The sequence below is a fragment of the Paenibacillus shirakamiensis genome, from assembly GCF_017874255.1.
GTDB classification, from domain to species: Bacteria; Bacillota; Bacilli; order Paenibacillales; family Paenibacillaceae; genus Fontibacillus; species Fontibacillus shirakamiensis.
In genome coordinates, this window is record NZ_JAGGLD010000002.1 from 250,403 (window position 1) to 276,376 (window position 25,974).

Consider the following 25,974-nt stretch of genomic DNA (forward strand, 5'->3'; position numbering starts at 1 on the left):
GCCTCTCCATATTTATGGATTAGCGGCTATAATACAATAGCTCTTCGTTCTCGTCTAATTAGATACTTGTGTCTACCCAATTCCCATTACGGAATACGGGTTCTACCGTACCGTCTGCTAATTCACCATCGATAGACAGCTCTGCGGAACCGATCATAAAGTCCACATGAGTTAAACTCGTATTGCCACCCTGCGCTAACAGGTCCTCTTTAGACAGTTTCGTACCGCCTTCGATGTTCACCGGATAACAGCTTCCTAGGGCAAAATGGCACGAGGCATTCTCATCAATACCCGTATTATAAAACACGCGATTCAGCTGTGAGATAGGTGAATTGTGGGGCACTAAGGCCACTTCACCTAAGTAAGATGCTCCCTCATCTGTCTCTAAGAGTGAGGTTAGGTGCTCACGACCTGTATCCGCGTCATAAGCCGTTACTTTGCCATCGGTGAACTTAAGCTTTATCCCCTCGACTAATCGACCATTCAAATTCAGCGGTAGTGTACTCGCTACCGTACCGTTCACGCCAGTTCGCTTAGGCATAGTATAGATTTCCTCTGTGGGCATATTGGCTACAAAGTATATTCCTTTTTCATTCTCATCGCCCCCGCCCAGCCATAGATGTCCTTCGGGAAGCTCCACACTCAGATCGGTACCTGGTGCCACATAATGAAGACGCTTATATCGCTTCAGATTCATGCGTTCTTGACTCTTTTTAAGATGAGCAATATGCTCTCTCCATGCAGCTACAGGATCTCCACCATCTACCCGATTCATCTGGAAAATAGCATTCCACATCGCTTCAATCCGCTGTTCTTCTGGCAAATCTGCGAATACTTTATTCGCCCAAGCTTGCGTTGGTGCTTTGATCAAAGACCAGCTGATTAGATTGTTGCGTACGTATCTGGAATAATTCTCACGAGCCACGGCTGCTGCCCGTACTGCTGTGGAGACTTTGGAAGAATCAATCCCTTTATATAGTTCAGGATCAGGCACTTTGATATGTAATATTGCTCCGCCGCCCTCAGCGAGCTGCTCCATTGTATCCGCCTGCCACTTTGGATAGTAACCAAAGGAATCCTCAGGAGCTTTCTCATAACGAATGCGTGAAATATGTTCATCTTCAAAGTCTACCTGAACGTACTTAGCTCCTGCTTCATAAGCTTTGGCTACAATTTTCCGGGTTAGCTCTACCGCCTCAAGAGGCGACTGAACAATCAAGACTTGTCCAGGTTGAATGTTCACACCTACTTTTACTACAAGGTCTGCATATTGCTCCAGCAAAGTATCGAAGTCTCTCATCGCTGTTTCCTCCATCCCTTTAGAATATCTATTCATTTTATCATGAAACTCGGGGAAGAGAACAAACACAAAGGGAGTGTGGCAAGCTTTTCACCTGCACTCCTCCCCGGACCTGTCAAATATATATTATCTATTGTTTTAAGAACGTCTAGCTGAAGAACGATACATTAAATATAAGAAATAAGGGCCACCGATTAAAGTAATGAGTAGACCTGATGGAATATCCCTAGGCACTACAATGGTCCTACCAACCCCATCAGCGAGTACAAGCAGTGTGGCTCCTAGCAAGCTGGATAAAATCACGGATTTTCGAGTATGATGCCCGGTCAGCAACCTTACCATATGAGGCACCATTAATCCTAGGAAACCAATTGTCCCGACACAGGCTACAGCCCCTGCCGCTAGTAGTACCCCAACGGTCATGGCAAGCAGTCTTGTCCGGCGAACCGGCAGACCGAGTCCCGTAGAACTCGCATCATCAAATACAAGGAGATCAAATCGACGAGCCAACCAAAGAGCAATAGGGACAAGGACAACGAGAAACACAGCGATCGTATAGACTTGATCCCAGCTTCTTGCATACGTACTTCCTGTCAGCCAAATATAGGCGGTGCTGCCGTATAGGGAACCTTTTATGATCAAAGCCTGAATTCCCGCTGCACCCATGGCAGACACTGCGATTCCTAACAGAATCAGGACCGAAGGATTTAATCCCTTACGCCATGCGAATACGAAGACAAGAACTGCCGCTAAAAGCGCTCCTACTACTGCCGCGATGGGAAGCAGGGATACAGGGATTTCAGGCCAAGCGACCAAGACGAGCAAGGCTCCGAATCCAGCTCCAGAAGTCACACCGAGAATGGAAGCGTCCGCAAGCGGATTACGGACTGCACTTTGGATAAGCACTCCACTCACAGACAAAGCTATTCCTGCACCGGCAGCAACTAGTGTCCGAGGTAAGCGGATTTTCATAACCGTATAGGAAGCTGCACCATCCGAACCCATTAGAGCCTTGATTAGCTCTGCGAAGCTTACAGAAGATTGCCCTCCGAACATTAAAGATAGGAACACGATTGTAAGAATAAGAACAGTTAAGCCACCTACCAACAACGCAAAAGGAATTCGGTTCGCTTTTCCTCCCACAGCCATCGAACTTTGACCAGGTGAACCTGCAATTCCTTTCATCTTGGTAAGAACAAGCCAGATGAGCCAAGGTGCTCCAATCAGAGCCATCACAGCTCCCACCGGTAGTTCTCCTGAGCCGGTCGTACTGCGGATTATTCTCGCCACAACATCCGCGCCCGTCAGAAGAACAGCTCCCCATACGATTGAACCTACTATGAGCCAGCGATGCTTACGGAACCCCGTCAGACGCACCAGATGGGGCGCAACTAATCCAACAAAACCTACAGGACCAATTACACTTACGATTACAGAAGCTAACACTACAGAGATAGCTAGACCTGCAAATCTAGTTAGCCCTACTTTTTGACCTAAGGAAGCCGATGTCGCCTCGTCCAAGTTCATTACATCGAATTGACGACTATAGAGCAGAGCCACTACGATCGCCCCAGTTATCCATGGCCAAGCATACACGACCCCTTTCCAATCATTCTGCACAAGCGAACCCGATCCCCAAAGGAAGAGAGACTGTGTCTCCTGAGCATAGAAAATATGAATTGCCCCCGTGAACGAACCTAAGACCATGGAGACGATCATCCCTGCCAATGCCAAACGTACAGGTGTACTTTTTCTCCCTCCCCCAAGTCCATAAGCTGCAGCTGCCGAGACGCTGCCCCCTATAGCCGCCCATAGAAATGGAGATTGGTGAAGTAATGTAGGGAACATAACCGTTCCAAGGACAACCATAAAATAAGCCCCTGCATTAATACCCAACGTATCCGAGGCCGCTAAGGGATTTTTGGTAACCGTCTGCAGTAGTGCTCCAGCTACCGCAAGTGCCGCACCGGATAATAAGCCGATGAGAGTCCTGGGCATGCGAATATCCCAGATTAAATGATGCTCTAACTTGTCCTGTCTATGTAGTAACGCCTCCATAACCGTAGGCAGAGAAATTTGCGCCTCCCCATAACACAAACTTAAGAAAAATAACAGGAAGAGGGCAGCTATGCCGCCCCCTATCATAGCTATAATTCTCCACTGCATTCCTTGGTCAGTACATGTAGGCTTCGTGGCCTTCATCAATGTACTCATTTGGTAATCACACCTACAACTTGGTCAACCAGCACTTTAGAAGAAATCGGTCCCCCGAATGTCCAAGTCGAGCCATCCAACGGATAGGTGCGTTTTTCTTGAACAAACTTTAAGCCATTCCATACCGTATTCTTTTTCATACTTGCGCCGAACACATCATCATCTTTTTGTACAATGTAGATAAAGTTCGAGGACTGAACTGCCGGAAGAGCCTCAATAGTGGTTGTAGTGAACCCATATTTCTCTACCTTCTCTGGCTTCCAATCATTGATCATTCCAGTGCGTGCCAGCGTCTCTGCAACGACTGAATTATTCGTGAACAGACGTAGGGATACCGCATTCTGATATGTAAAAGCTTGCGTTAACACGTAATGAAAGTCTGATTTCCCAGCAGCGGCTAGTTTCGTCTTCGCTTCTTCATAGTGTTTATTTAAATCTGCAAGAACTTGGTCACCCTCTTTGGTCTTGCCTACAGCTAAGGCAATGTTCTTGAAAATTCGTTCCATCGCAGCGTAATCATATCCTTCATTATTGTACGGATCATATTGAATAGTCGGTGCAATTGCTTTGAGTTGATCATACATCCCATCCACATTATCTCCATTGGTAACAATCAAATCTGGCTTTAATGCCGCGATGGCTTCCAAATTAGGTTCGGAACGATCTCCTACATCCTTTACATCTTTCCCAAGTGCCGCTTCATTCGTTACCCAAGTCGAATACCCTTTGTTGTCAGCATTTCCAACAGGCTGAACACCTAGCGCTATCAGATCTTCTGTGAATGTCCATTCCAATACCACTACGCGCTTTGCAGGTTGATCTAGCTTCAGTTCACCTTTATCATGCTTAATGGTGATTGAAGTCGTAGACTCTGGGCTTGTTGCAGGTTCGCTTGCCTTAGAATCACTTTTACTTCCACAAGCGGATACTAATGCTGCTATAAGCATAAGTACAACGAACAATTGAATACGTTTGGTCATGTAGATCTATCCCCTAATCCATTAAAATTGAGTAATGATAATGATTATCAATGAACCCTCTGAGTATTGATGATAATGATTATCAGTGATAATGTCAACAACAAAAAAACTGCACGTTTATTAAAACATGCAATTTCTTGTATATTTATAAGATCAAATTGAAATAAGAAGTGAAAAGAAACAAAAAGAAGTAAAAAAAAGAAATGATGTGCTCTTCTTACTAACACTACACTTTTATTTCGTTTATCTCTAAAATTACCGGACAATGATCGCTTCCTAACACATGACAATCGATACGAGCATCCTGAATTTGTGGAGCAAGTCTAGCTGAAGCCAGCCAATAGTCGATACGCCAACCCACATTGCGTTCTCGCACTTTTGGCATATTGGACCACCAGCTATAGACGTCTGTCCGATCGGGATACAACGTTCTGAACGTATCCATGAAACCTGCGCCTAAGAGATCGGTCATCCGTCCCCGTTCCTCCAAGGTAAACCCAGAGTTTCCACGGTTTCCTTTATAATTCTTCAAATCTATTTCCTGATGGGCTACATTTAAATCCCCACATACAAGCACAGGTTTTATTGTATCTAACTGCTGCACATAGGTACGGAAGCGATCCTCCCATTCCAACCGATACGCTAACCGTGACAGATCTCGTTTGGCATTGGGTGTATAGACATTCACTAGATAAAATCCTTCGAACTCTAACGTAAGCATTCGGCCTTCTGGTTCGTGATCTTCTTCCATTCCATAGCGTACGGTGAGCGGCTCTATTTTAGTGAATACAGCCGTTCCCGAATAGCCCTTTTTTTGCGCATAATTCCAGTATTGATAGTAAGGTTCATCATACTCTAACTGAATTTGTCCCTCTTGTAGCTTCGTCTCCTGCACACAGAAGATGTCTGCCTGTTCCGTCGCAAAATAATCCTTAAACCCTTTATTCACACAGGCCCGAAGACCATTCACATTCCATGAAATCAATTTCATAATATCCCCCTCATCGCATCCAATCGCTCATCAATTCTAGCATAATCAACCCATAGCATAGGAGGAAAATCGTACCTTACATACAAAAACAGCGTACAGAAAATAATAGAGCTGCTGCCTTTCCATACAATCCATATAATAAAAAAAGGACCTTACTGTCCCTTTAGGACAATAGATCCCTTTATCTCTTAATCTATAAAATATTACGCAGCGTCTCCTGAATCATCGGGAACTTAAATACATACCCTGCTCGCTCTAAGCGATCTGGCATAACCCAGCGGCTCTTAAGGACAAGCTCTGTCTCTGTCCCAATGAATAGAGCACCCATCTCTAACATCCAAGCGGGAGAAGGTAATCCTACCTTCACATGCAGTACTTCACGGAACTGCTTCATCAGTTCCCGGTTCGTTATCGGATTCGGCGAAGAACAGTTGATCACACCGGTAATGTCCTCATGGGCCTGGATGAACCTTACGATCTCGAATAAATCCGCGATATGAATCCAACTGAATTTCTGATTACCGTTACCTTGAGGACCTCCTAATCCCCACCGAACAAGATTTCGAATCGGCTCTATAACTCCGCCATGAGGTCCAAGGACAATCGCAATGCGCAAGGCAACCTGCCTTGTCTCTGGACGCTCATAGTGAAAGAACATTTCTTCCCAAGCTTTGGCTACCTCCACCGAAAATCCAGAACCCAACTCCCCTTGCTCTTCAGTCATCGGGCGATCTTCAGCATGACGATAGATTGTTGCTGTACTCGAATTAAGCCACAATTTGGGCGGCACAGCGCAGGCTTGCACAGCTTGTCCAAGAATAGCTGTCGTTCTCTTTCTAGAATCCATGATCTCTTTCTTATTCGCCTCATGATATCGGCAATTCACTGATTTCCCAGCCAGATTAATCAGCATTTCTGAACCTTCAAGTGCAGACCTGATGGCTTGTGCGTCATCCCAGCTTACCGACTTAGGATGTCTTGAGATTAGGATAACCTCATAGCCGAGCTTCTGAAATTCCTGCTCAAAGTAGGTTCCAACGAACCCTGTACCCCCTGCCAAAATGATTTTACCCTTCACTTTGTTCCCTCCAGTCTTCTTCCTTGCTGTCTTACACTTCTGGGTTCGGAGGAGTTTCTAAGGCGGGTTCATTCATTCCTCCAAGTCTTCTTGTTGCAGTTTCTCTTCGGCCTACCGAAGGAGATAGCGTACCTGCTACACCTAGACCAAATGGAGGCATATTAGTATAAATGCTCTCATACTGACCCTTCGTAACTTTATACGTCTCATGAAAAATACCTACGGAACCGTCAGTTCCGATTGACTTATTGAATCTTTTCCAAGCTTCTAAATGAAATCCACCTCTTGCATAGGCCTCAAGCTGCTCATAGGACTTCCAGTACTGAAGCGTTGTCGCTCCTCTTGTGTTAAAAAGAATCTCTGCGCTAATGAATCCAAGCTCCGGATGTTGATATAATTCACGGATCATAGGGGGCATGGCCCTCGCAACAGGAACCCATTTATGTAAAGCTAATATCTTGTTAACACGCATGCCAATAAAAAACACAACAAAATCGTCTTCCATCTCCGCAGAAAATCGCCCTGGAATTACACGTCTCTTCATTTTAATTGCCCCATTTCTTAGCTTGCACTATTATTCCACATTTATATATTCTTTCCTAGTTTATACAAATCCTCTTCACTCTCATATTTCTCTATTTGAATATAGAAGTATCTCCACCTTCAAGTTACATACCCTTTATCTCCAACTCTCACACGGAGGAGAAACACTTTGTATGCAGATCGTGCAGTGGTACACTGTACTTGTTCTTGCATATGTTCTCATTTGGATTCAACTACATATTGCTCGAAACTGAATTATTAACTATAGAAGGGACAATTCATTATGTATCCGGCCTATTCCCAAGAAGACATCGAACGGATGTTATCTGAACATAAAACCTACCACCTTAGCGGAGCCACGCTGAACATAGATTTCCGCATACAACAACTTCAAAAATTACGAGCTGCCATCCAGTACCACGAAAAAGAAATTATGCAAGCGCTCTATCAAGATCTTCGCAAAAGTGAGTTCGAATCGTATGAAGCAGAAATTGGATTAGTTCTGGAGAGTACAAGATATATGGCATCCCAATTAAAAAAATGGGCCAAGCCTAAGCGGGTAAAAACCCCACTCTACTCCTTCCCTTCCCGCAGCCGTCTAATGTACGAGCCCTACGGAACTGTACTCATTATTGGACCCTTCAACTATCCGTTCCAACTTCTGATGGAGCCTTTAATTGGTGCTATATCCGCTGGCAATGGAGCCGTTCTCAAGCCATCGGAGAGCACTCCTCACGTCTCCGCCTTGATTCATAAAATCATTGCCAGTATCTATGATGAACGTTACATCAGAGTCATCGAAGGCGAGAAAGAAACGACCTCTCATCTCATTCATGCTCCCTTTGACTACATCTTTTTTACAGGAAGTACGGAAGTAGGCAAGATTGTTATGAAAGCCGCTTCCGAACATCTGACGCCTGTTACGCTCGAACTAGGTGGGAAAAGTCCTGTCATTGTTGACAAGACGGCACGGATTGATATCGCTGCAAAACGTATCATCTGGGGAAAACTTATGAATGCAGGTCAGACCTGTATCGCCCCCGATTATGTGCTAGTCCATCACGAGATCAAGGATGCCCTAATTCTCAGACTTACTGAGACCATACACAGTTTCTATAGTTCCAATCCAATGGACAGTCCAGATTACGGTCGAATCGTGAATGAGCGTCAGTTCGATAGACTTACTCAATTAATCCATCAAGATCATGACTATGTGATTACTGGAGGCCATGCTGTTCGTGAAGATCTGTACATAGAACCTACCTTACTAGACATTACTTCTTGGGATGCTGCAAGCATGGAGAAAGAGATTTTCGGACCTCTCTTACCCATTCTCACATATGAGAAATTGGAAGATGCTATTACAACGATTACTCGGCGGCCCAAACCGCTTGCCTTATACCTTTTCACAGAAGATTCTATAGTAGAGAATGCAGTGCTGAGCCGAGTTTCATTTGGCGGGGGATGTATTAACGATACTCTCTCTCATGTAGCGAATCCTTATTTGCCATTTGGCGGCGTCGGTCAGTCTGGCATGGGTGGATACCACGGAAAGTACAGCTTTGAACTGTTCTCACACCGCAAAAGCATCGTCAAAAAGAAATCGAACAGCGAATTAGGTCTATCTTTTCCTCCCTTCCGGGGTCGGATCAAATGGCTAAGAAAGCTTATGAAATAAACAAAAAAGGACCGCCTAGGCGATCCCTTGTAACTGTTGATAATCATTCCTAATCCACTACTATATGATTTATTGATAGAAATCAATTAACTGACGAACAATCTCCGCTTCATCGAGTTCCACAACCGTCTGGAACTGAGGTTGGTCTAAAAGCTTCGCAATCTCCTCAGGGAACTCTTGTTCAATCTCACATAATATAATCGCTTCATCGAACTTGGCAGGATGTGCCGTAGCTAGCGCTACGGTAACCTCTCCGTCCATATGAGCATGTTCGTAAGCGGCAATACCACAAGCTGTATGCGGATCTAGTAAGTAATCATGCTCAGATTTATACTTCGCAATTAAATCTAGACACTGTTGGTTAGTGGCGCCTAGCGCTACAAATTCGGACTGAACCTTTAGTAGGTCCTCCCCGGTAATCACAATCTTACCTTCGGATTTAAGCTGTTCCATGTATGCAGATACCTTCTCCGCATCTTCGTTCAACAAGTAATATAAGTAACGCTCAAAGTTGCTTGCCACTTGAATATCCATCGAAGGGCTGTGGGTACTGCGGAAATCCCCAGGTTTGTATTCGCCTGTGCGCACAAAGCGTTCCAAAATATTATTTTCATTCGTTGCAATGATTAGCTTATTGACCGGTAATCCCATTTTCTTAGCTAAATAACCCGAGAAGACATTGCCAAAATTGCCCGAGGGAACACTAAAGTTAATTAGTTGTGGCTTGTCATTGCCTTGATTCACTTGCAAATAAGCATAGAAATAATAGACGGTTTGGGCTAGAATTCTTACAAAGTTAATCGAATTAATCGCGCGAAGATGGTGCTTCCCTTTGAATTTTAGATCAAAGAATAAGTCTTTAATAATCTTTTGACAATCATCAAAATTCCCTTTAACCGCTAGGTTAAGCACATTGTCATCTTGGACCGTAGTCATCTGAAGCTCCTGAATCTTACTCACCCGTTGATGCGGATGCAAAATACAAATCTTGATTCCTTCCTTCCCACGAACACCTTGGATAGCCGCCGCGCCCGTATCACCAGAAGTTGCACCCAAGATATGTATAATCTCTCCTTGTTTCTTCGAGACGTAGGAGTAAAATTCCCCCATGAACTGCAATGCCACATCTTTGAAGGCAAATGTCGGACCATGGAATAGTTCAAGTATATAAAGAGAATCATGTACTTTCTTAAGCGGAGTTACTTCTTTATTACGGAAACTGCTGTAGCTACGAGCGACCATAGCCCTAAGTTCATCTTTTGGGATTTCATCATTAATATATAGCGAAAATATTTCCAAAAATAATTGCTCATAGCTAAGTGATGCCCATGCCTGAAGTTGCTCACTGGAAACCACGGGTGTCTGCTCGGGAATCATGAGGCCACCGTCATCTGCCAGCCCCATTAGTACAGTATCAATGAACCCTTTAGGTTTTACATGTCCTCTAGTACTTACATACTGCATATTGTTTCCTCCACTCGCTTTTCTGAATTGTTTCTATTTTACCCTGCTACGGTGCTGCAACCAAGTGTTATTTTCAAAATGTCGTCTAAAGGGAGAAGAAATAGGACATGACTTATAGAAAAAAGCTCTACTTCTTATGGAAGCAGAGCTAGTATTGCAAACAAATATTAGGTTTGATATGCTTAGCGTACGTATAGCAAATAACCTCTTTGACCTAAGAGGCTAATTATTAGACAAGTCCTACCTTATCTAATCTATACGGTGACAACTCCATTCAGAACAAGGAGGTGACAACCATGGCTCAAGACGTACTGTGCGAAGTGAATTCTTGTCTTCACTGGGCAGGCGAGAATAAATGTGGAGCAACTTCCATTTACATCGTAGGTAATAGTCCAAGTAACACGAATACTTCTGAAGAAACAGACTGCAAAACTTTCGAAGCTAAATAAGGAATACTGGTGGAGGAACTGTGCAGGTTCCTCTTTCTTTTTTTATTTTATCAATAATGATAATTATTATCAAGCGCTAATATCACTTTTATTGTTATCGAACATAAAAGAGCCTACATTCTAAAGAATGCAGGCTCTTCATTCAACCCTTAGATTCTGCGATAACCCCTCGGAAGGATACCTGTTAGTTGGATTCTGCGAATCTCAGCGATCGTTAACAATTGATTGGTCGAAATGATCGACTGCACATCATTGCCATTAATCAAATCATCCAGATCACGCAGATTAGTGATGCCTCTATATACCCTAAAATTCCCTCTAAATCTTGTTCTAGAGAATAAGACTAACGTAGCATCTCGATTTATAGAGAAGAAGCGTAAGCTCTCCACTCCACCAAGAATGAAGTTCGTATTTCTTATTCCTAAATTTCCACGATACGTCCTGCTCAGTCCTCTAAAATTCTCATCTGAATATACCGTTAACCTTGGATAAATGATTTGTGTTGCCTTATTAGCCATAAAATATCAAGCTCCTTTCACTATAGAGTATGAGACTCTAGCAAGGATGGCTTGGATACTCTACACCGATTAAAAGTACATTTTTATTTTCTATAGATCTCCCTATAAAAGAAAGATATTGACGTACAAAATATTCCAGTTTATAATCCCAACTAAACAGGTGCGAATTATTTGTGAATATTGTTAACCAGACCACTGGAGACACCCCTTGCATAAAGAGTGCCTCTTTTTGTTATGCGCATAACTGGTAGTTACCACATTACCACTAGTCTTTTATACGAATAGGAGCGTGGTTCTCAATGGATCTGCTGCAAAGTCATGCCCCGCTTTACTACCAACTCAAACATTATATTAAAGACAAAATTAACCGCCAAGAGTGGTTGGTAGGTACAGCTATTCCTAGCGAGCGGCAACTTGAAAAGGCGTTCAGTCTAAGCCGTACTCCCGTTCGGCAGGCCCTAGGGGAGTTAGTACATGAAGGAATTCTTGAGCGAAGGCATGGGAAGGGCACTTTTGTAGCAGAACGAAAAATAACACAGACCACGACTTCACTCATTGGACTCCTTGAAAATCTACAGCGAAAACAGCTTCAACCCATCGTAAAAGTGCATGACCATCGCATTACGGCAGCACCGCAGGTCGTAACCGAATCCTTACATCTGCTTGCAGAAACTCCTATGATTCGTGTACAGCGTCAGATTTTAGTAGAAGAAATATGTGTTATCTTCGATGAGAATTATTTCCATGTCAATCTTGAGGACTATATGACGATAGAGAATCTCAAGCACCATACCGTGTTTGAATTGCTAGAGAAGAATGGAATTGAAATTCAGAAAGGATCTCAGCGCTATAGCGCTACGCTGTTAAACCCATCTATAGCTGAGCTTATGGATCTACCAATCGGTTCTCCTGCACTTCTTGTGAGTACGCTGCTGTTCAACACTCGCGGTATTCCATTACAGTATTCTATTTCGTACTGCCACCCAGAGCACTATGAACATGAGATTTTATTATCCCGCTAATGAAAAAGGAGAATAAAGATATGAATACCAAACCATGGGCCATCGGCTTGATAACAGTAATGTTAGGCGCTTCCCTAACTGCTTGCACGACAAAAAAAGATACTCCTTCTGCGCAAGAGGTTAGTTCTACGCCCAAGGATGCGAAAATTGAGCTGAATTTTGCCAATTGGATCTCTACAGAAGATGCAACCAAACCAGCTTATGAAAAACTAATCGCAGAATTCGAAAAAACACATCCGAAGATCAAGATCAAATCTGTGGGTATTCCTTTTGCCCAGTATAAAGATCAAGTTCTTGTCTCTTCTAAAGGGGGCAATGCACCCGATGTGCTTATGTCTAATCAAGGTTTTACTCCTGCATTCGTAGGAGCGAATGTAGTAAGTCCTCTCGAGAAATTAATTAGTGCTGACATCCTTAGAGACATTGTGCCTGCGAGTAAGAATGGGGTTACCTTCAACGGAGCAGTCTACGCCCTGCCTTGGACCCCACATCCAAATGCCCTCTTCTGGAACAAGACTTTATTCCAAAAAGCCGGCCTTGATCCCAATACACCACCAAAGACTTGGCAAGAACTGCTTCTGGATGCTCAGAAGATTACGGCCCTGAAGAGCAATGCAAGCGGAAGTCCTGTATATGGTCTAGGTGAAGCTACAAAAACAGGGTCTTACACTGGGCAAATGTTATACCGTCTCGTGCTCTCTAATGGCGGAAAACTTGTGGATGATCAAGGTACATTGGTCTTGGGTGAAGGGACAGCTCTAACGGATTCCCTGAATTATCTACGTCAATTATCCGTGCAGAAGATTACACCGGTAGGAGCGGAGATCAAAGATCTTCGGGGTATGTTCGCTAATGGATCATTAGGTTTCTTGATTGATGGAGATTTTGGCCGAAATAACTTCCGTACGATGAGCGGGAAAGGCGAAGCTTTTGATAAAGAGTGGGGAGTAACTGTGGTTCCAGTAAATAAAACGGGACGCTCGGAGACTGTCTTTACCGAACATCAGCTACTTATTGCTAAAGATTCTAAGCATGCGGATGCTGCTGCTGAATTTGTTAGCTATCTGGTCTCCAAAGATGCCCTTACTATCTATCATCAATTCAATGGAGTCCTCTCTTCGCTTACCTCCGTATCGGCCTTGCCTGAGCTGAACGAAGATGACTATGCCAAAGTATTCAATGAACAGATGAAGACAGCTTCGGCCTTCCCCACAGCCAATCCAAAATTCGATAATGCGATGAAAGAAGCATCGAATTTGAGTGTACTTGCTACGACTACCAATGAAGACATCCCCTCAATTATCGCCAAAGTTTTGCCTAAGATCCAAGCTTTATATCAAAAGTAAATCGTAACGGAGCCGTGTATATCATGAGAAAACGATGGACCCGAAGACGCAAGCAGCAGCTATTTGGCATGACCATGATTGTACCGGCTGCGTTGCTATTATGTATAACCATTGTCACTCCCTTATTTCGTTCAATCTATGCCAGTTTCCTGGATGATTCTCTGCTATCAGAGGATCATGCATGGAATGGTTTTCAAAATTACATAACGCTGCTCTCCTCTTCAGAATTCTATCATTCCTTACGTGTTACGCTATTGTATGTCATCTGTGTGGTTGGAATTGAGCTTATTCTAGGCACTATACTCGCCCTGTTGCTGCACAGCCAAATTCGGTTTCGTAGTTTTTTTCGCAGCATTATGCTTATTCCTTGGGCCATCCCCACGATTGTGTCCGCCGTTATTTTCTTGGTTATTTACAATGGAGACTATGGAGTATTGAATCAAATTCTAATGACAACAGGGATATCGGATCATAAATTAAATGCTCTGAATGATCTTACCCTAGCTCTACCCGCTGTGATGGGCGTAGCCATCTGGAGACAAACACCTTTAATGGCCATTATGATTCTAGCGGGATTACAGAACATTCCCGCCTCCCTGTATGAAGCAGCTACCATCGATGGCGCAGGCGCTCGTAGTTCTTTTTTTCATATTACCCTGCCATCCCTAAAGCCTGTACTTGCGAATGTGGCCTTACTTATGACGGTGAATAATTTCCAGATGTTTACGCTGTTCTATACATTAACGAATGGCGGTCCGGTCGGAGCGACAAAATCACTGGCGATACTCACCTATGAAACAGCTTTTGAACAATACGATCTGGGCCTGGGAGCTGCTATCGGTGTGATCTGGATGATTCTTCTGCTACTCTTTTCCATTCCACTGTATCGCATGGCTCACGCCAGCAGGGAAGGGTAGGAGGATGCCAACTATGAAATTTAATAAAAAAACTGTAGTTCAATCCTTCAAATATGGCTTACTCTTCATCTTGTTCGTGCTGTTCATGTTCCCTGTCTATTGGATCATCAATGTTTCACTACAGAATAATGCAGCCTTGTTCCAGTTCCCTCCTCACTGGGCTCCTCAGAATCTGTTCATAGAAAGTTACCGCATGGTGCTTGCCTCAGAAGAATTTCTAATGTTCTATAAAAATACCTTTATCGTCGCGGCAGGCTCCACCCTATTATCTGTACTAGTCTCTATTCTTGCTGGATATGGATTCTCCAAATTCCGATTTCCTAGCATGGGTATCTTGCTCGTGTTATTTCTCTCAACACAAATGTTCCCAGCCGTCACCCTGCTCATCGGACTCTATACGTTATATGGTTCACTAGGATTACTGAATACGTATGCGGCCCTCATCCTAGCATCTACAACTACTGCACTGCCTTTCTGCATAATGTTAATGAAAACGTTCTTTGATCATATCTCCAAGGAACTCGGAGAAGCTGCTGAAATGGATGGGGCTACGCAGCTTGGAACGTTAATTCGTGTAATTCTCCCCCTTTCCAAACCAGGAATTATGGCCGTATCCATCTATACGTTCCTAGTCGCATGGGATGATTTCTTATTTGGACTAACTTTAGTTAGTGATCTGGATATGCGGACGTTAAGCCCTGGACTCTCTCTTAAATTCCTTGGGGAATTTAGTTATAACTGGTCTGCGGCTGCTGCGGCTGCCGTAATAGCCACCGTCCCGCTGCTAGTGGTGTTCTTATTTCTTCAGCGATTCATGGTGGCCGGGCTATCTGCCGGCAGTGTAAAAGAATAACTAATTCTTATGAAAGTAGGACTGAGCAATATGGCTACTCTTCATCCACAAAAACCAAATATCATCGTGTTCTTTACGGACCAGCAGCGATGGGATACCACCGGAGTGCATGGTAACCCTATGGGACTCACACCGAATTTCGACCGATTGGCTACCTATGGAACCCATATTGATTATTCTTTTACCTGTCAGCCTGTATGTGGACCTGCTAGATCCTGTCTACAGACTGGGCACTATGCCACTAGTTCTGGTTGTTATCGCAATGGAATTCCGTTGCCTAATCATTTAGAGACCATCGCTGAGCTATTTCAGCAAGATGGGTACGATACCGGATACATTGGCAAGTGGCATCTGGCAGACGAAGAACCCGTCCCTGCCCCACAACGTAGGGGGTACGAATATTGGTTAGCTTCAAATATCTTGGAATTCTCCTCGGATGCTTATCATACTGTCGTCTACAACAATGACAATCAGCCGGTGAAGCTGCCAGGTTACCGGGTCGATGCACTTACCGATGCCGCCATTCGCTATATTGATGGTCATCAAGACGATCCCTTCTTCTTATTCCTGTCTTATCTAGAGCCCCATCATCAGAACCACAGGGATGACTATCCTGCACCTACGGGATACCGCGAACGCTATAATGGTGCTTGGCTTCCTCCAGACCTTGCTGCTCTTGGAGGTACGGTCCATCAGCATATCGGCGGATATTATGGGATGGTCAAACGGCTGGATGAAGCGCTAGGTCGAATTCAAGATGCTTTGAAAAGTCTGGATTTAGAGCAGAATACGATCCTTCTATTCACCTCAGATCACGGGAACCATTTCAAGACAAGGAACGAGGAATACAAACGATCGGGGCATGATAGCTCGATTCGTGTTCCTACCGCGATTACAGGACCTGGATTTTCTGGAGGAAAAAAAGTGCAGGAACTGGTTAGCCTTATTGACCTTCCCCCCACACTGCTAGATGCTGCAGGTATCAAGGTCCCTTCTCACATGCAGGGTAGATCCATCTTGCCTATTCTACGTGGACAGTCTCCTCTTCTATGGCCAGAGGAAGTGTTCATACAGATTAGTGAAAGTGAAGTAGGACGAGCAATTCGAACTAGAAAATGGAAATATGGCGTCATAGCTCCCGATCTAGATGGGTATACACATGAGGGTGCTGAAATGTACCAAGAAGCCTATCTTTACGATCTTGATGCTGATCCTTATGAACTTACGAACTTAATCGGCTGGGATTCCCATGATGAGGTCAGTGCCGTTCTACGTGAGCGGCTACTCCGCAGAATGGAGGAGGCGGGCGAAGCCCCCCCAACTATTGTGCCTGCTACTAAGAAAGATGGCGGACAACGCAAAGTAAGCGCTCAGGAAGCACGAGGCTAATGCCCATATTCAGGCTACGCAGGAGCTATGTAAAACCCCAAAAGATGAGCGATAGGTTCGCTTTATCTTTTGGGGTTTTGTTGTTATCTTTCACAGTATATTCCCTGTATGATCTAAGTTTTTACTATGCATGCTGTCTTAGATTAACTTTTTACACTTGTTGAGGGCGGCGTGATTCGGGCCTTCGGCGTATTTCTCCCTCTAGACACACCTCTGTGCTTGCCTTCCTGACTCTCCAGTCTACGGGAAAAGCGAGAAAGACTATAATTCACAATAAAATATAGAAGGGCTGCTAAGAAAAGTGTAGGGAACACTACACTGTTACCTTGTCCCATCACAATTTGAGCATTATGCATAAGTTCAGGAAGCGCAATAATAACAGCCAACGAAGTATCTTTTAATAGAGAAATAAACTGACTAACTAATGGAGGAACCATCCGTCTTAGACCGATTGGCAGCGTAACACAACGAAGTGTCTGTATCCGAGTCATACCTGAAGATTGGGAAGCCTCCACAATTCCCTTATTCACCGATGCTAATCCACTCCGCACAATTTCGCATATCATAGCGGCTTCAAATAAAGTTAAGGCAGTAACAGCCGCCCAGAATGGGGACATCTTCAGTCCAACTTGCGGCAAGGCAAAATAAGTGAAAAAGATGAGCAGCAGTAAAGGAAGATTACGAAGGGTCTCCACAATCAATCCGATAACCGGCGATACAATTGGAATATGGGAATACCGAACAACGCCTAGAGCTACACCTAAAATGAAACTGAATACAATGGCTACAGCTGCAAGCAGAAGCGTATACAGAAAACCTTCAATAACAAACTGCACATTATGCACGGAATAAGCTTGTGAGAAATCCATACCATTCAGCTCCCTTTAACCTACTCTAGCCATACGACGTTCTAAGACACGTGTCGCATAAGCTAAAGGGAAAGTAAGAATCAGGTAAAACATGCCCACGAAGATATAAGTATCCATCGTATTATACGTCTCCAAGTTCACCTGATCTGCAAAATACATCAAGTCCATTCCTGCCACCATACCTAGTATGGAAGAATTCTTCACAAGGTTCAGAAATTGATTGCTAATCGGTGGAATTACGATCTTAATTGCCTGAGGCAAAATAATAAACCGCATCGCCTGAGCGTAAGTTAAGCCCGATGAGATCGCCGCCTCTAACTGTCCTGTAGACACGGATTGAATTCCAGCCCGAATGGCCTCGGCAATAAAGGACGAGGTATAAATTGTAAGTCCCAAGGTGCCTGCCTGGAATCCGTTAAGCTGTATACCCACTGAGGGCAGGCCAAGATAAAAGATAAATACGACAAGCAACAGCGGAATGTTGCGGAAGAACTCTACATACGCAGTCCCTACACCTCGAAGAACCTTCACAGGGGATATGCGAAACACTGCGATCAGTGTTCCCAAGATAAAGCTGCCTACCAATCCTAAGAGACTTGCAAAGATTGTATATAGAAATCCTTCTAGATAATCTGCCCAATGCTGAGTGAGAACGGAGAAATCCATACTTTAATCCGCCGAAGGCTTCTCGCCAATCCATTTTTCATAGATCGCCGCATATTGCCCGTTATCTTTCAATTCTGAAATCGTATCATTTACTACTTGCAGTAAATCCGTATTCCCCTTCTTAGCCGCAATCCCATAAGGCTCATCTGTAAAAGTCCCGCCGACCACGGTATATCCCGGGTCCTGCTTGCTCATGCCATATAGAATTGCATTATCAGTAGTAAGAACATCACCTTTGCCTGCTTTGAGTGCTGTGAATGCTTCTTGATAATTCTCGAACTGAAGTACACTTAAGCCAGATACTTTATCTTCAATATTCTTGATTGAAGTTGCGCCCTTAACACCAATGACCCTCGTATCTTTTGTAATATCAGCAAGGCCTTTGATTTTGCTTCCTTGCTTCACAAGTAGGGATTGACCTGCCTTGAAATACACATTAGAGAAATCTACTTGTTTCTTCCGCTCGTCGGTGATGGTCATGGTAGCTATGATCAGATCGATATCTCCATTGTTAAGCAGAGGAATTCGCGTCTTGCTCGTTACTTCTTTTAATTCAAGCTTGTTTTCGTCTCCGAAAATTTTCTTGGCAATCGCTTTGGACATATCAATATCAAAACCGTCTACCTTTCCACTTGCGGTATCTTTTAATCCAAATAATTTTGTATCATACTTCACACCGACTACGAGTTTGCCGCGATCTTTAATGTCTTTCAGGCCGCTACTGTCCTTAGCATTACATCCTGACAATACAAGCGTAAGCGTTAACATCACTGTAGTCCCTAAGCTTAGAACATGATTCTTCTTCATTATGGTTACCCCTCTCATCTTCGTTTCATTAGTGATTAATGACTTTACTCAAAAATTCGCGGGCACGTGGCTGGTCAGGTTCAGCGAAAAATTTAGCGGGTGTAGTATCTTCCAGAATCCGTCCTTCATCCATAAAAATAATGCGATCCGCTACTTCACGAGCAAATCCCATCTCATGGGTCACCACCACCATGGTCATTCCTTCACTGGCGAGAAGCTTCATTACACTTAGAACTTCTCCAATGACTTCGGGGTCCAGTGCTGAGGTTGGCTCATCAAACAGCATAATTTTGGGTTTCATTGCAAGCCCCCGGGCAATAGCCACCCGCTGCTGTTGTCCACCAGATAACTCAGAAGGAAAAGCCTCAGCTTTATCACGAATTCCTACTTTTTCAAGATAGGTCATTGCTGTGCGCCGCGCTTCCTCCTTACTGATCTTGAGGACCTGTACCGGGGCTAGTGTAATATTATCAATGACTTTCAAATGCGGGTATAGATTGAAATGTTGAAAGACCATCCCAATACGTTTCCGTAGAGACTGAATATCAGCTTTGCTCTCATCTACTTGGGTACCGTCTACTTCGAGTTGTCCTTCCGTAACAGTTTCCAGCCGGTTGATACAGCGCAAAAGTGTACTTTTGCCGGAACCCGAAGGACCAATGACTACAACCACTTCTCCCTCGACGACGTCCAGATTAATGTTCTTAAGGACTTGGAAATCCCCATAATATTTATTGACCTGTCGAAATGAAATCATCTGTACACTCCGTTCTGAGAGTTATAAATCAACTCTATACCAACATAAATTAATACATATTTACAATTATATGTTAACAATCATAACTCAACTTTCTGTTTTTTTGAAACATTAAATTATATTTAAGGATGAATATGTAAAATAAAATGATTGAACGATATAAAAAAAGCCCATTTCCACCTAGACAGGGGAGTGGGCTTATTTGACTTATTATTTTGATCATTCTTTTTCAATCAATCTTGAACCGTTGTACTTCACTTTGCAGTTCTTGTGCCAATGAACTTAGACGCTCTGCCGCTGAAGATATGCCTACCATCTTGTTCACTTGTTTGTCAGAAGCCATCGCAAGGAGACGTGAATTTCCTGCAATATGCCTAGATAGTTCTTCTACACGTTCCTCAGATTGGATCATCTGCTCGGTTCCGGCTGAGATTTGTTCGGATGCTGCAGATACTTCTTGTACTTGCTCGGTGACCGTCTCAATGGAAGTCTGGATAGAATGGAATACTTCGCCTGCCTGACTTACAATCCGAATACCGGAACGTACTTCTTCCGCCCCTTTATCCATAGAGACTACGGCTCCTTCGATATTTTTGACCATATTGTTAATTAAGGAGGCAATCTCCTCTGACGACTGCGTAGAATGATCCGATAATTTCTTCACTTCGCCAGCTACAACGGCGAAACCTCTTCCATGCTCTCCTGCACGTGCGGCTTCAATAGAAGCATTCAGCGATAACAGATTAGTCTGACCTGCAATATCTCGAATTAGCTCTGTAATGTGGGCAATCTTCTTCGACTGTTCCCCGAGATCATTAATAATCTGAGAGGAGTCCTGAACACGTTCATCGATCGTCCCCATCTGACGTATCGTTAGTTTCATGAATTCGGTTCCTCGCGCACTATCATTCAAAGCACGTTCTGAGGAGGAAGCTACGGTCGTGGCTGAATCTGCAATCCGGTAAATGCTAGTCGCTGTCTCTTGTAGTGAGGTCTTGTTCTCATTCATCGAATGAACCTGACGCTCCGTAGCGCCAGAGATATCCATGACTGCTTCGCGCATCTGATTTGCGGTCTGCACAGCTTCTTCCGAACCTGTGGATAGTTCACTAGAAGCTGAGGCTACCTGTTGCGAACTTTCGCTGATCGTGTTGAGCAAGCTTTTTAAATTGTGTTTCATACTATTAAATGCTTGCGCCATCTGACCAATCTCATCTTTATTGTTCAACTGAATATCCTGAATGGTCAGATCACCCGCTGCAATCTGCTTAGCAGATGCAGCCAGTACCGTCACCGGTCTAGAGATCATTCGACCGAATACATAAGCAATCAGAGCACCGATCAAAAAGGCTAGTATAGATACGCCAATTACAGTATTTTTTACATTGTTGACACTTCGGCTGGTATCGGCCGCGGTCTGATCCAGCATCTTCTTCTGTAGCAATTCTAAGCTACTCGCCTTATCAGCAAGGGCTTTAGCCATGGGTACACATTGCTGCTGTACCATGCGTGTATATACGTCAATCTGATTTTTTTGTTTGGCCGCTATAATATCTACTGTTACACTAGCATACTTAGCTTCCAAATCTTTCAGCTCACTAAGAACAGCTTTGGTCTGTCCCACCGGAAGTTTGTTATCCAGTTGCTTCAATTCATTAGCAAAAGAAGCGCGCCCTTGTCTATAGGCATCAAGTTGTTCATTGTCTCCCGTAAGAAGATACCCTCTAAGGTCCTTCGCTTGCTTGGTCACAATATATTGTAATTCTTTGGCCGACAAAATATTGGTGACCTGATTATTCAACAAATGTGAATAAGACTTATTTATAGTGGAGAGCTGGACGTAGCTGATCGTGGCCACAATCAGGGTCAGGAGTATAGTTACTGCAAAACCACTGAACAGCTTTTTTCTTATATTCATATGTATTTCACCTTTCTTGTAAAAATTAGTATGTAAGTTCTATTTTTACCCATTCAATATTATAACTTTCGTCCCCTCTCAACGAATAATATACCCTATTTTTAGGCATAGAGAATCATTTTTTTGTTAAATCTGGCGATATGTTTATATTAACGGTAGTTTTCATAGTTTAGTTCAGTCTTCCACGAAAAAAACATAAAAAAGACCCTTCTACTCAACATGCAGTAGAATGGTTCTCCTTTTTTGCATAGCTATTTTAGTTATACCACTAAGTTCGTAATGCCCAATTGCTTCCGGATAACAAAATTATAAATGTGCCCAACTAACTAAGCTCATATCCCTCATTTTGATAGGATAGCATACATATGAAAAAAGCCCTAAAATACAAGCATCAGTATAAGCTGATGTTTGTATTCTAGGGTATTTCCATCAATGATATGTAGTTGGCATAGGTGTATGTATTTATATTACTATCTAGTTCTCGTACTAGAGGTTTGAATTTTCTCTTGTAAAATATCTCGGAAGCTACGGTTTTTATCTACCTCGTCTTTTTTGGTCTGTGTCACCGTTTGGGGTCTGAACGATGGATAGGGATAATAAGCTCCAATCTCATGGACTTTCAGGCTCATACAGTAATCCTCCTGATTTGATAGGTTTAAGTAATTTCTCAAGTATTATGTACCCTGAACTCCAAGATGGTAAACCTTTTTTGGCGAAAACAGGAGAATAGAGCCAGTTATTTAATAATGTATTCGGGTTATTTTAGAAGGCATAAGAGGTAAGGGCTAGAGATATTAATTGCAACCCTGTCCATATAACTGCAAAGAAAGACCGAGGTCAGGGACCTTGGTCTTCCACATCATTAGGACTTCTATGCTATTGGGTAACGATTCCATCAAATAGAACAGGGACATCCATCCAGATTGTGTTCAAATATTGTTCAGCTTTTTAATATACCGTTACTTTCACCGATGTTGTCTTACCGCCATACGTCGCAGTAAGCGTCGTTGTTCCTTTTTTTATCCCCGTGAATTCACCTGCTTTGTCCACACTTACAATGGAGGGATCATCCGAAGTAATCTCAGCATTTTGAGTGACATTATAATCTTTGCCTTCCTTTTTAGCGAGAATCTGAGTAGACAAGGTCTTGCCTACGGAGATACTGTACTCCTCATCACTGAATGCTATAGATTCTGTTGCTGCGTTAGGCTGACCCGGAGGGTTCTCACCCTCGGTAGAGAGATAGGTCAATTTGAGTGAAAAATCATTTGTTGGTTCAAAGTAATTTATGTTGGATATGAGTATAATGCCATGATTGACAGCTTTAGAATCCACATTACGGGATTCTAAAGGGGTATAGGATTTGAGCTCCCCGTTCGCCTTCGTTATATATACACCTTCATTGCAAGCAAAGACATAACCTGCTCCATACACAGGTTGAATTGACCTGCAGTACCCCGTTCCAATATTTTTATCCCATTCTTCTTGTCCATTTTTGTCGAGCTTCAGAAGATTGAAGCTATCACTATTAACATAATGTTGGATTACCACGCCTCCATCAGATGCGAGTGCCATACTGGGTCTAATTTGGTTAGACTTTTTTTTCCATATTATTTGACGGGAAGAATTTAATTTCCAAATTGTTGCTTCCTTTTTTTCTGCTTCTTCAGCGCCTATAACATAATAATTCCCCTCAGCATCTTCAAGAATAGAGTAAAGTGTTCCATCTTCTTGAAGTAGAGCTCCAGAAGGCGAACTAGAAACAGCTAAATAATCCCACTCTTTCACTCCATCCGAATTATATTTTATAAGTTTTGTTGTAGTATACTCAGAACCATTATAACTACGAAGAGCTAGCACTATTCCGTAATCATTGGTCTCTATCATAAAAGGCACTTCTTGACTTGAATCTTCTTTATTAAGAATTGTCTCCCACATTACAATCCCATTCTTGTCTAATTTAGCTATATAAAAACTTCGTAATCCATTTTGATCCTGGAAAGAACCTCTTAAAATAAAACCTCCGTCCCGAGAAACTATTGCATCACCAAAAGAAAAATTACTATACTTGTCGGGTGAAAAAAGTCTTGACCAAATAATGTTTCCCTGCATATTTATTCTTGCCAAATAAAATTCTTGTTTTCTTGTATATGGGGTGCTATATAAGCTATTGTAGCCAACCAAGCTTATAATGCCTGATTGCTCTCTTATTTGAGTATTAAAAACGTGAATATTAGGGTAATATTTGCTCCAAACCACTTCTGGATCGTTGACCGCTGCTGAAGCTGGGCTACTTAAGATCCCTATACTTAGTAGTACACCTAACAAAATCCCTGTCACTGTCACTCTCACGTTCCACATGTTCCATTTCTTCATCAACTAAGCCCACATCCTTCTCTATTATTGTGATGGCATACATATGAAAAAAGCCCTAAAATACAAGCATCAAGTATACCCTGGTGTTTGTACTCTAAGACGTCTCCATCCATTCTTATGTAGTCTAGTAGAATATTGCGGAAGCTAAATTTTGCTCTTAAATCCTCTTTTCTTGGCCCTTTGTCACCGTCTGGGATGCGCACGATTAGATAAGGATAACAAGCTCTGATTTCATCCATCTTCAAAGATTTACATCAAACCCCCTGAACCCTTTTGATCTGACAGGATTGAGGTTTCTTCATCATTATGCATTCTGCAATTTAAGAATGTAAACCTTTTTAATCCAAAATAGTTATATATATCCATTTAATGCATTACCTCTCTGGGTCACTTTGGTTAGGTCTGTGAAATTAGGGCCAGAGCCATCATGTACAACCCTGGCCTTAGTAACTGCAAATAAAGCCCAAGGTCAGGGACCTTGGGCTTTAATATGCTATTCTTTCAAAAGATATGCTATTCCGTTACGATGCCATGGACTAGTACAGGGACATCTGCATGATCTGCAATGTGAATATTGTCGTAAATCATTTGAATGACATCTTCTACCTGTTCACGGTTGGCATGAATAGTCACGAGGGATTCGCCTACTTTCACAGCATCCCCAATCTTCTTATTCAGCATAAGTCCTACCGCAAGATCAATTTCCGATTCCTTGGTTGCGCGGCCTGCTCCAAGAAGCATGGCTGCTGTTCCAATCTCATCGGCTATAATCTCAGCTACTACCCCATCTTCACGGGAAGGAACTTCGATTAGATACTTAGCTTGAGGTAATTTCTCTGGATGATCGACGATGGAAGGGTCTCCACCTTGGTTACGAATGAAGTCTTTGAATTTCTCAAGGGCTTTCCCATTATGAATCACTTCACGAAGCATCTCTTCTGCCTCTTCTAAGGACGAAGCTTTACCCGCCAAGTATACCATTTGACGCCCAAGCGCTAAGCACAGTTCTTCAAGATCTGCGGGTCCCTGACCTTTTAAGGTGTCAATCGCTTCCTTCACTTCAAGCGAGTTCCCGATTGCGAATCCTAGGGGCTGGCTCATATCCGAAATCACGGCCATCGTCTTCCGGCCTACATTGTTCCCAATGCGTACCATAGCGCTAGCCAGTTCCTTCGCATCTTCCGTAGTTTTCATGAATGCGCCCGCTCCGGTTTTTACATCCAGCACGATAGCATCTGAACCTGCGGCAATCTTCTTACTCATGATAGAACTTGCAATCAGAGATACGGCTTCCACCGTAGCGGTTACATCCCGAAGCGCATACAGCTTTTTGTCCGCAGGGGTGATATTACCCGTTTGTCCAATGACAGCAATTTTATGTTCATTAACAAGTTGTGTGAATTCATCTTTCGTAATCTCCACATGGAAACCTTCGATTGCTTCGAGCTTGTCAATTGTACCGCCTGTGTGACCTAGACCACGCCCAGACATTTTGGCAACAGGAATATCGAGTGCTGCGACTAATGGAGCAAGAACCAACGTAGTCGTGTCACCTACTCCGCCTGTTGAATGCTTATCTACTTTGACGCCTTCAATTGCAGACAGATCAATCGTCTCGCCTGAATTCACCATCGCCATGGTCAAATCTGCACGTTCACGTTCATTCATATCTTTGAAATAAATCGCCATCGCTAAGGCACTAACCTGATAATCGGGAATATCGCCCTTCGTATAGCCTTCAATAATAAAGTTGATTTCTTCTGTGGTGAGTTCTTTCCCATTCCGCTTTTTCTCTATTAGATCAACCATTCTCATGGGGGCACACTCCTTTTGTAAGTA

The 25,974-nt window shown here is 43.2% G+C and carries 22 protein-coding genes and 1 pseudogene; 7 read left to right on the forward strand and 16 right to left on the reverse strand.

The features are described 5' to 3' along the window. Window positions 1-58: 58 nt before the first annotated feature. From J2Z69_RS08080 to J2Z69_RS08105, 6 genes are all read right to left on the reverse strand, one after another. Entirely contained in the window at window positions 59-1,300 is a 1,242-nt protein-coding gene (locus J2Z69_RS08080; RefSeq protein WP_209860951.1) for an aminopeptidase, read from the reverse strand. Window positions 1,301-1,438: 138 nt separating this feature from the next. Next, entirely contained in the window at window positions 1,439-3,514 is a 2,076-nt protein-coding gene (locus J2Z69_RS08085; RefSeq protein WP_209860953.1) for an iron ABC transporter permease, read from the reverse strand. Next, entirely contained in the window at window positions 3,511-4,494 is a 984-nt protein-coding gene (locus tag J2Z69_RS08090) for an ABC transporter substrate-binding protein (protein WP_209860955.1), read from the reverse strand. The genes J2Z69_RS08085 and J2Z69_RS08090 overlap by 4 nt, the downstream gene beginning before the upstream one ends. A gap of 226 nt (window positions 4,495-4,720) precedes the next feature. Next, on the reverse strand, window positions 4,721-5,485 hold the full coding sequence (locus J2Z69_RS08095) for an exodeoxyribonuclease III (protein WP_209860957.1): 765 nt from the start codon (window positions 5,483-5,485) through the stop codon (window positions 4,721-4,723). 193 nt (window positions 5,486-5,678) lie between these two features. After that, window positions 5,679-6,563, reverse strand: coding sequence for a TIGR01777 family oxidoreductase (locus J2Z69_RS08100; RefSeq protein WP_209860959.1), 885 nt, complete (start codon window positions 6,561-6,563; stop codon window positions 5,679-5,681). Window positions 6,564-6,594: 31 nt separating this feature from the next. Then, a complete protein-coding gene (locus J2Z69_RS08105) occupies window positions 6,595-7,107 on the reverse strand; it encodes a DUF4188 domain-containing protein (protein WP_209860961.1) in 513 nt (170 codons plus the stop codon). Between the two features lie 282 nt (window positions 7,108-7,389). On the opposite strand from J2Z69_RS08105, the gene J2Z69_RS08110 reads away from it, so the two are divergent. Beyond that, a complete protein-coding gene (locus J2Z69_RS08110; protein WP_209860963.1) occupies window positions 7,390-8,784 on the forward strand; it encodes an aldehyde dehydrogenase in 1,395 nt (464 codons plus the stop codon). A 69-nt stretch (window positions 8,785-8,853) separates the two neighbouring features. Here J2Z69_RS08110 and thrC read toward each other — a convergent pair whose 3' ends face one another. Further along, window positions 8,854-10,248, reverse strand: a complete 1,395-nt coding sequence (gene thrC, locus J2Z69_RS08115) for a threonine synthase (protein WP_209860965.1) — start codon at window positions 10,246-10,248, stop codon at window positions 8,854-8,856. 296 nt (window positions 10,249-10,544) lie between these two features. Here thrC and J2Z69_RS08120 point away from each other — a divergent pair, with 296 nt between their 5' ends. Next, a complete protein-coding gene (locus J2Z69_RS08120) occupies window positions 10,545-10,697 on the forward strand; it encodes a DUF1540 domain-containing protein (RefSeq protein WP_209860967.1) in 153 nt (50 codons plus the stop codon). 149 nt (window positions 10,698-10,846) lie between these two features. Here the strand turns inward: J2Z69_RS08120 and J2Z69_RS08125 are convergent, their stop codons facing one another. Beyond that, complete coding sequence (locus tag J2Z69_RS08125; RefSeq protein ID WP_209860969.1) at window positions 10,847-11,215, reverse strand: hypothetical protein; 369 nt, start codon at window positions 11,213-11,215, stop codon at window positions 10,847-10,849. 299 nt (window positions 11,216-11,514) lie between these two features. On the opposite strand from J2Z69_RS08125, the gene J2Z69_RS08130 reads away from it, so the two are divergent. The 5 genes from J2Z69_RS08130 to J2Z69_RS08150 are packed head-to-tail and all read left to right on the forward strand — an operon-like array spanning window position 11,515 to window position 16,742. After that, window positions 11,515-12,237, forward strand: a complete 723-nt coding sequence (locus J2Z69_RS08130) for a GntR family transcriptional regulator (RefSeq protein ID WP_209860972.1) — start codon at window positions 11,515-11,517, stop codon at window positions 12,235-12,237. A gap of 20 nt (window positions 12,238-12,257) precedes the next feature. After that, on the forward strand, window positions 12,258-13,583 hold the full coding sequence (locus J2Z69_RS08135; RefSeq protein WP_209860974.1) for an ABC transporter substrate-binding protein: 1,326 nt from the start codon (window positions 12,258-12,260) through the stop codon (window positions 13,581-13,583). 23 nt (window positions 13,584-13,606) lie between these two features. Continuing rightward, window positions 13,607-14,500, forward strand: a complete 894-nt coding sequence (locus J2Z69_RS08140) for a carbohydrate ABC transporter permease (RefSeq protein ID WP_209860976.1) — start codon at window positions 13,607-13,609, stop codon at window positions 14,498-14,500. A gap of 13 nt (window positions 14,501-14,513) precedes the next feature. Next, entirely contained in the window at window positions 14,514-15,353 is an 840-nt protein-coding gene (locus tag J2Z69_RS08145; protein WP_209860978.1) for a carbohydrate ABC transporter permease, read from the forward strand. Window positions 15,354-15,362: 9 nt separating this feature from the next. After that, on the forward strand, window positions 15,363-16,742 hold the full coding sequence (locus J2Z69_RS08150) for a sulfatase family protein (RefSeq protein WP_245339097.1): 1,380 nt from the start codon (window positions 15,363-15,365) through the stop codon (window positions 16,740-16,742). A gap of 227 nt (window positions 16,743-16,969) precedes the next feature. Here J2Z69_RS08150 and J2Z69_RS08155 read toward each other — a convergent pair. The 8 genes and pseudogenes from J2Z69_RS08155 to J2Z69_RS08190 form a co-directional block, all read right to left on the reverse strand. Further along, window positions 16,970-17,611 (reverse strand): annotated as a pseudogene (locus J2Z69_RS08155) (amino acid ABC transporter permease); the annotation flags it as partial. Between the two features lie 15 nt (window positions 17,612-17,626). Further along, entirely contained in the window at window positions 17,627-18,277 is a 651-nt protein-coding gene (locus J2Z69_RS08160) for an amino acid ABC transporter permease (RefSeq protein WP_209860982.1), read from the reverse strand. Window positions 18,278-18,280: 3 nt separating this feature from the next. Next, on the reverse strand, window positions 18,281-19,084 hold the full coding sequence (locus J2Z69_RS08165) for a transporter substrate-binding domain-containing protein (protein ID WP_209860984.1): 804 nt from the start codon (window positions 19,082-19,084) through the stop codon (window positions 18,281-18,283). Window positions 19,085-19,112: 28 nt separating this feature from the next. Next, window positions 19,113-19,841, reverse strand: coding sequence for an amino acid ABC transporter ATP-binding protein (locus J2Z69_RS08170; protein WP_209860986.1), 729 nt, complete (start codon window positions 19,839-19,841; stop codon window positions 19,113-19,115). Window positions 19,842-20,070: 229 nt separating this feature from the next. Continuing rightward, the gene (locus J2Z69_RS08175; RefSeq protein WP_209860988.1) at window positions 20,071-21,759 is read right to left on the reverse strand and encodes a methyl-accepting chemotaxis protein; all 1,689 of its coding nucleotides are present in this window, start codon (window positions 21,757-21,759) and stop codon (window positions 20,071-20,073) included. 470 nt (window positions 21,760-22,229) lie between these two features. Beyond that, window positions 22,230-22,388 carry a hypothetical protein gene (locus J2Z69_RS08180; protein WP_209860990.1) on the reverse strand — a complete coding sequence of 53 codons (159 nt, stop codon included), beginning with the start codon at window positions 22,386-22,388 and terminating at the stop codon, window positions 22,230-22,232. Window positions 22,389-22,707: 319 nt separating this feature from the next. Continuing rightward, the gene (locus J2Z69_RS08185) at window positions 22,708-24,138 is read right to left on the reverse strand and encodes an Ig-like domain-containing protein (protein WP_209860992.1); all 1,431 of its coding nucleotides are present in this window, start codon (window positions 24,136-24,138) and stop codon (window positions 22,708-22,710) included. Between the two features lie 510 nt (window positions 24,139-24,648). Further along, complete coding sequence (locus J2Z69_RS08190; protein WP_209860994.1) at window positions 24,649-25,950, reverse strand: pyrimidine-nucleoside phosphorylase; 1,302 nt, start codon at window positions 25,948-25,950, stop codon at window positions 24,649-24,651. Window positions 25,951-25,974: the final 24 nt, after the last annotated feature.

Coding starts and splice junctions, on each gene's coding strand:
- J2Z69_RS08080 (WP_209860951.1), bottom strand. CDS start 1,300: ATGAGAGACTTCGATACTTTGCTGGAGCAATATGCAGACCTTGTAGTA.
- J2Z69_RS08085 (WP_209860953.1), bottom strand. CDS start 3,514: ATGAGTACATTGATGAAGGCCACGAAGCCTACATGTACTGACCAAGGA.
- J2Z69_RS08090 (WP_209860955.1), bottom strand. CDS start 4,494: ATGACCAAACGTATTCAATTGTTCGTTGTACTTATGCTTATAGCAGCA.
- J2Z69_RS08095 (WP_209860957.1), bottom strand. CDS start 5,485: ATGAAATTGATTTCATGGAATGTGAATGGTCTTCGGGCCTGTGTGAAT.
- J2Z69_RS08105 (WP_209860961.1), bottom strand. CDS start 7,107: ATGAAGAGACGTGTAATTCCAGGGCGATTTTCTGCGGAGATGGAAGAC.
- J2Z69_RS08110 (WP_209860963.1), top strand. CDS start 7,390: ATGTATCCGGCCTATTCCCAAGAAGACATCGAACGGATGTTATCTGAA.
- thrC (WP_209860965.1), bottom strand. CDS start 10,248: ATGCAGTATGTAAGTACTAGAGGACATGTAAAACCTAAAGGGTTCATT.
- J2Z69_RS08120 (WP_209860967.1), top strand. CDS start 10,545: ATGGCTCAAGACGTACTGTGCGAAGTGAATTCTTGTCTTCACTGGGCA.
- J2Z69_RS08125 (WP_209860969.1), bottom strand. CDS start 11,215: ATGGCTAATAAGGCAACACAAATCATTTATCCAAGGTTAACGGTATAT.
- J2Z69_RS08130 (WP_209860972.1), top strand. CDS start 11,515: ATGGATCTGCTGCAAAGTCATGCCCCGCTTTACTACCAACTCAAACAT.
- J2Z69_RS08135 (WP_209860974.1), top strand. CDS start 12,258: ATGAATACCAAACCATGGGCCATCGGCTTGATAACAGTAATGTTAGGC.
- J2Z69_RS08140 (WP_209860976.1), top strand. CDS start 13,607: ATGAGAAAACGATGGACCCGAAGACGCAAGCAGCAGCTATTTGGCATG.
- J2Z69_RS08145 (WP_209860978.1), top strand. CDS start 14,514: ATGAAATTTAATAAAAAAACTGTAGTTCAATCCTTCAAATATGGCTTA.
- J2Z69_RS08150 (WP_245339097.1), top strand. CDS start 15,363: ATGAAAGTAGGACTGAGCAATATGGCTACTCTTCATCCACAAAAACCA.
- J2Z69_RS08160 (WP_209860982.1), bottom strand. CDS start 18,277: ATGGATTTCTCCGTTCTCACTCAGCATTGGGCAGATTATCTAGAAGGA.
- J2Z69_RS08165 (WP_209860984.1), bottom strand. CDS start 19,084: ATGAAGAAGAATCATGTTCTAAGCTTAGGGACTACAGTGATGTTAACG.
- J2Z69_RS08170 (WP_209860986.1), bottom strand. CDS start 19,841: ATGATTTCATTTCGACAGGTCAATAAATATTATGGGGATTTCCAAGTC.
- J2Z69_RS08175 (WP_209860988.1), bottom strand. CDS start 21,759: ATGAATATAAGAAAAAAGCTGTTCAGTGGTTTTGCAGTAACTATACTC.
- J2Z69_RS08180 (WP_209860990.1), bottom strand. CDS start 22,388: ATGAGCCTGAAAGTCCATGAGATTGGAGCTTATTATCCCTATCCATCG.
- J2Z69_RS08190 (WP_209860994.1), bottom strand. CDS start 25,950: ATGAGAATGGTTGATCTAATAGAGAAAAAGCGGAATGGGAAAGAACTC.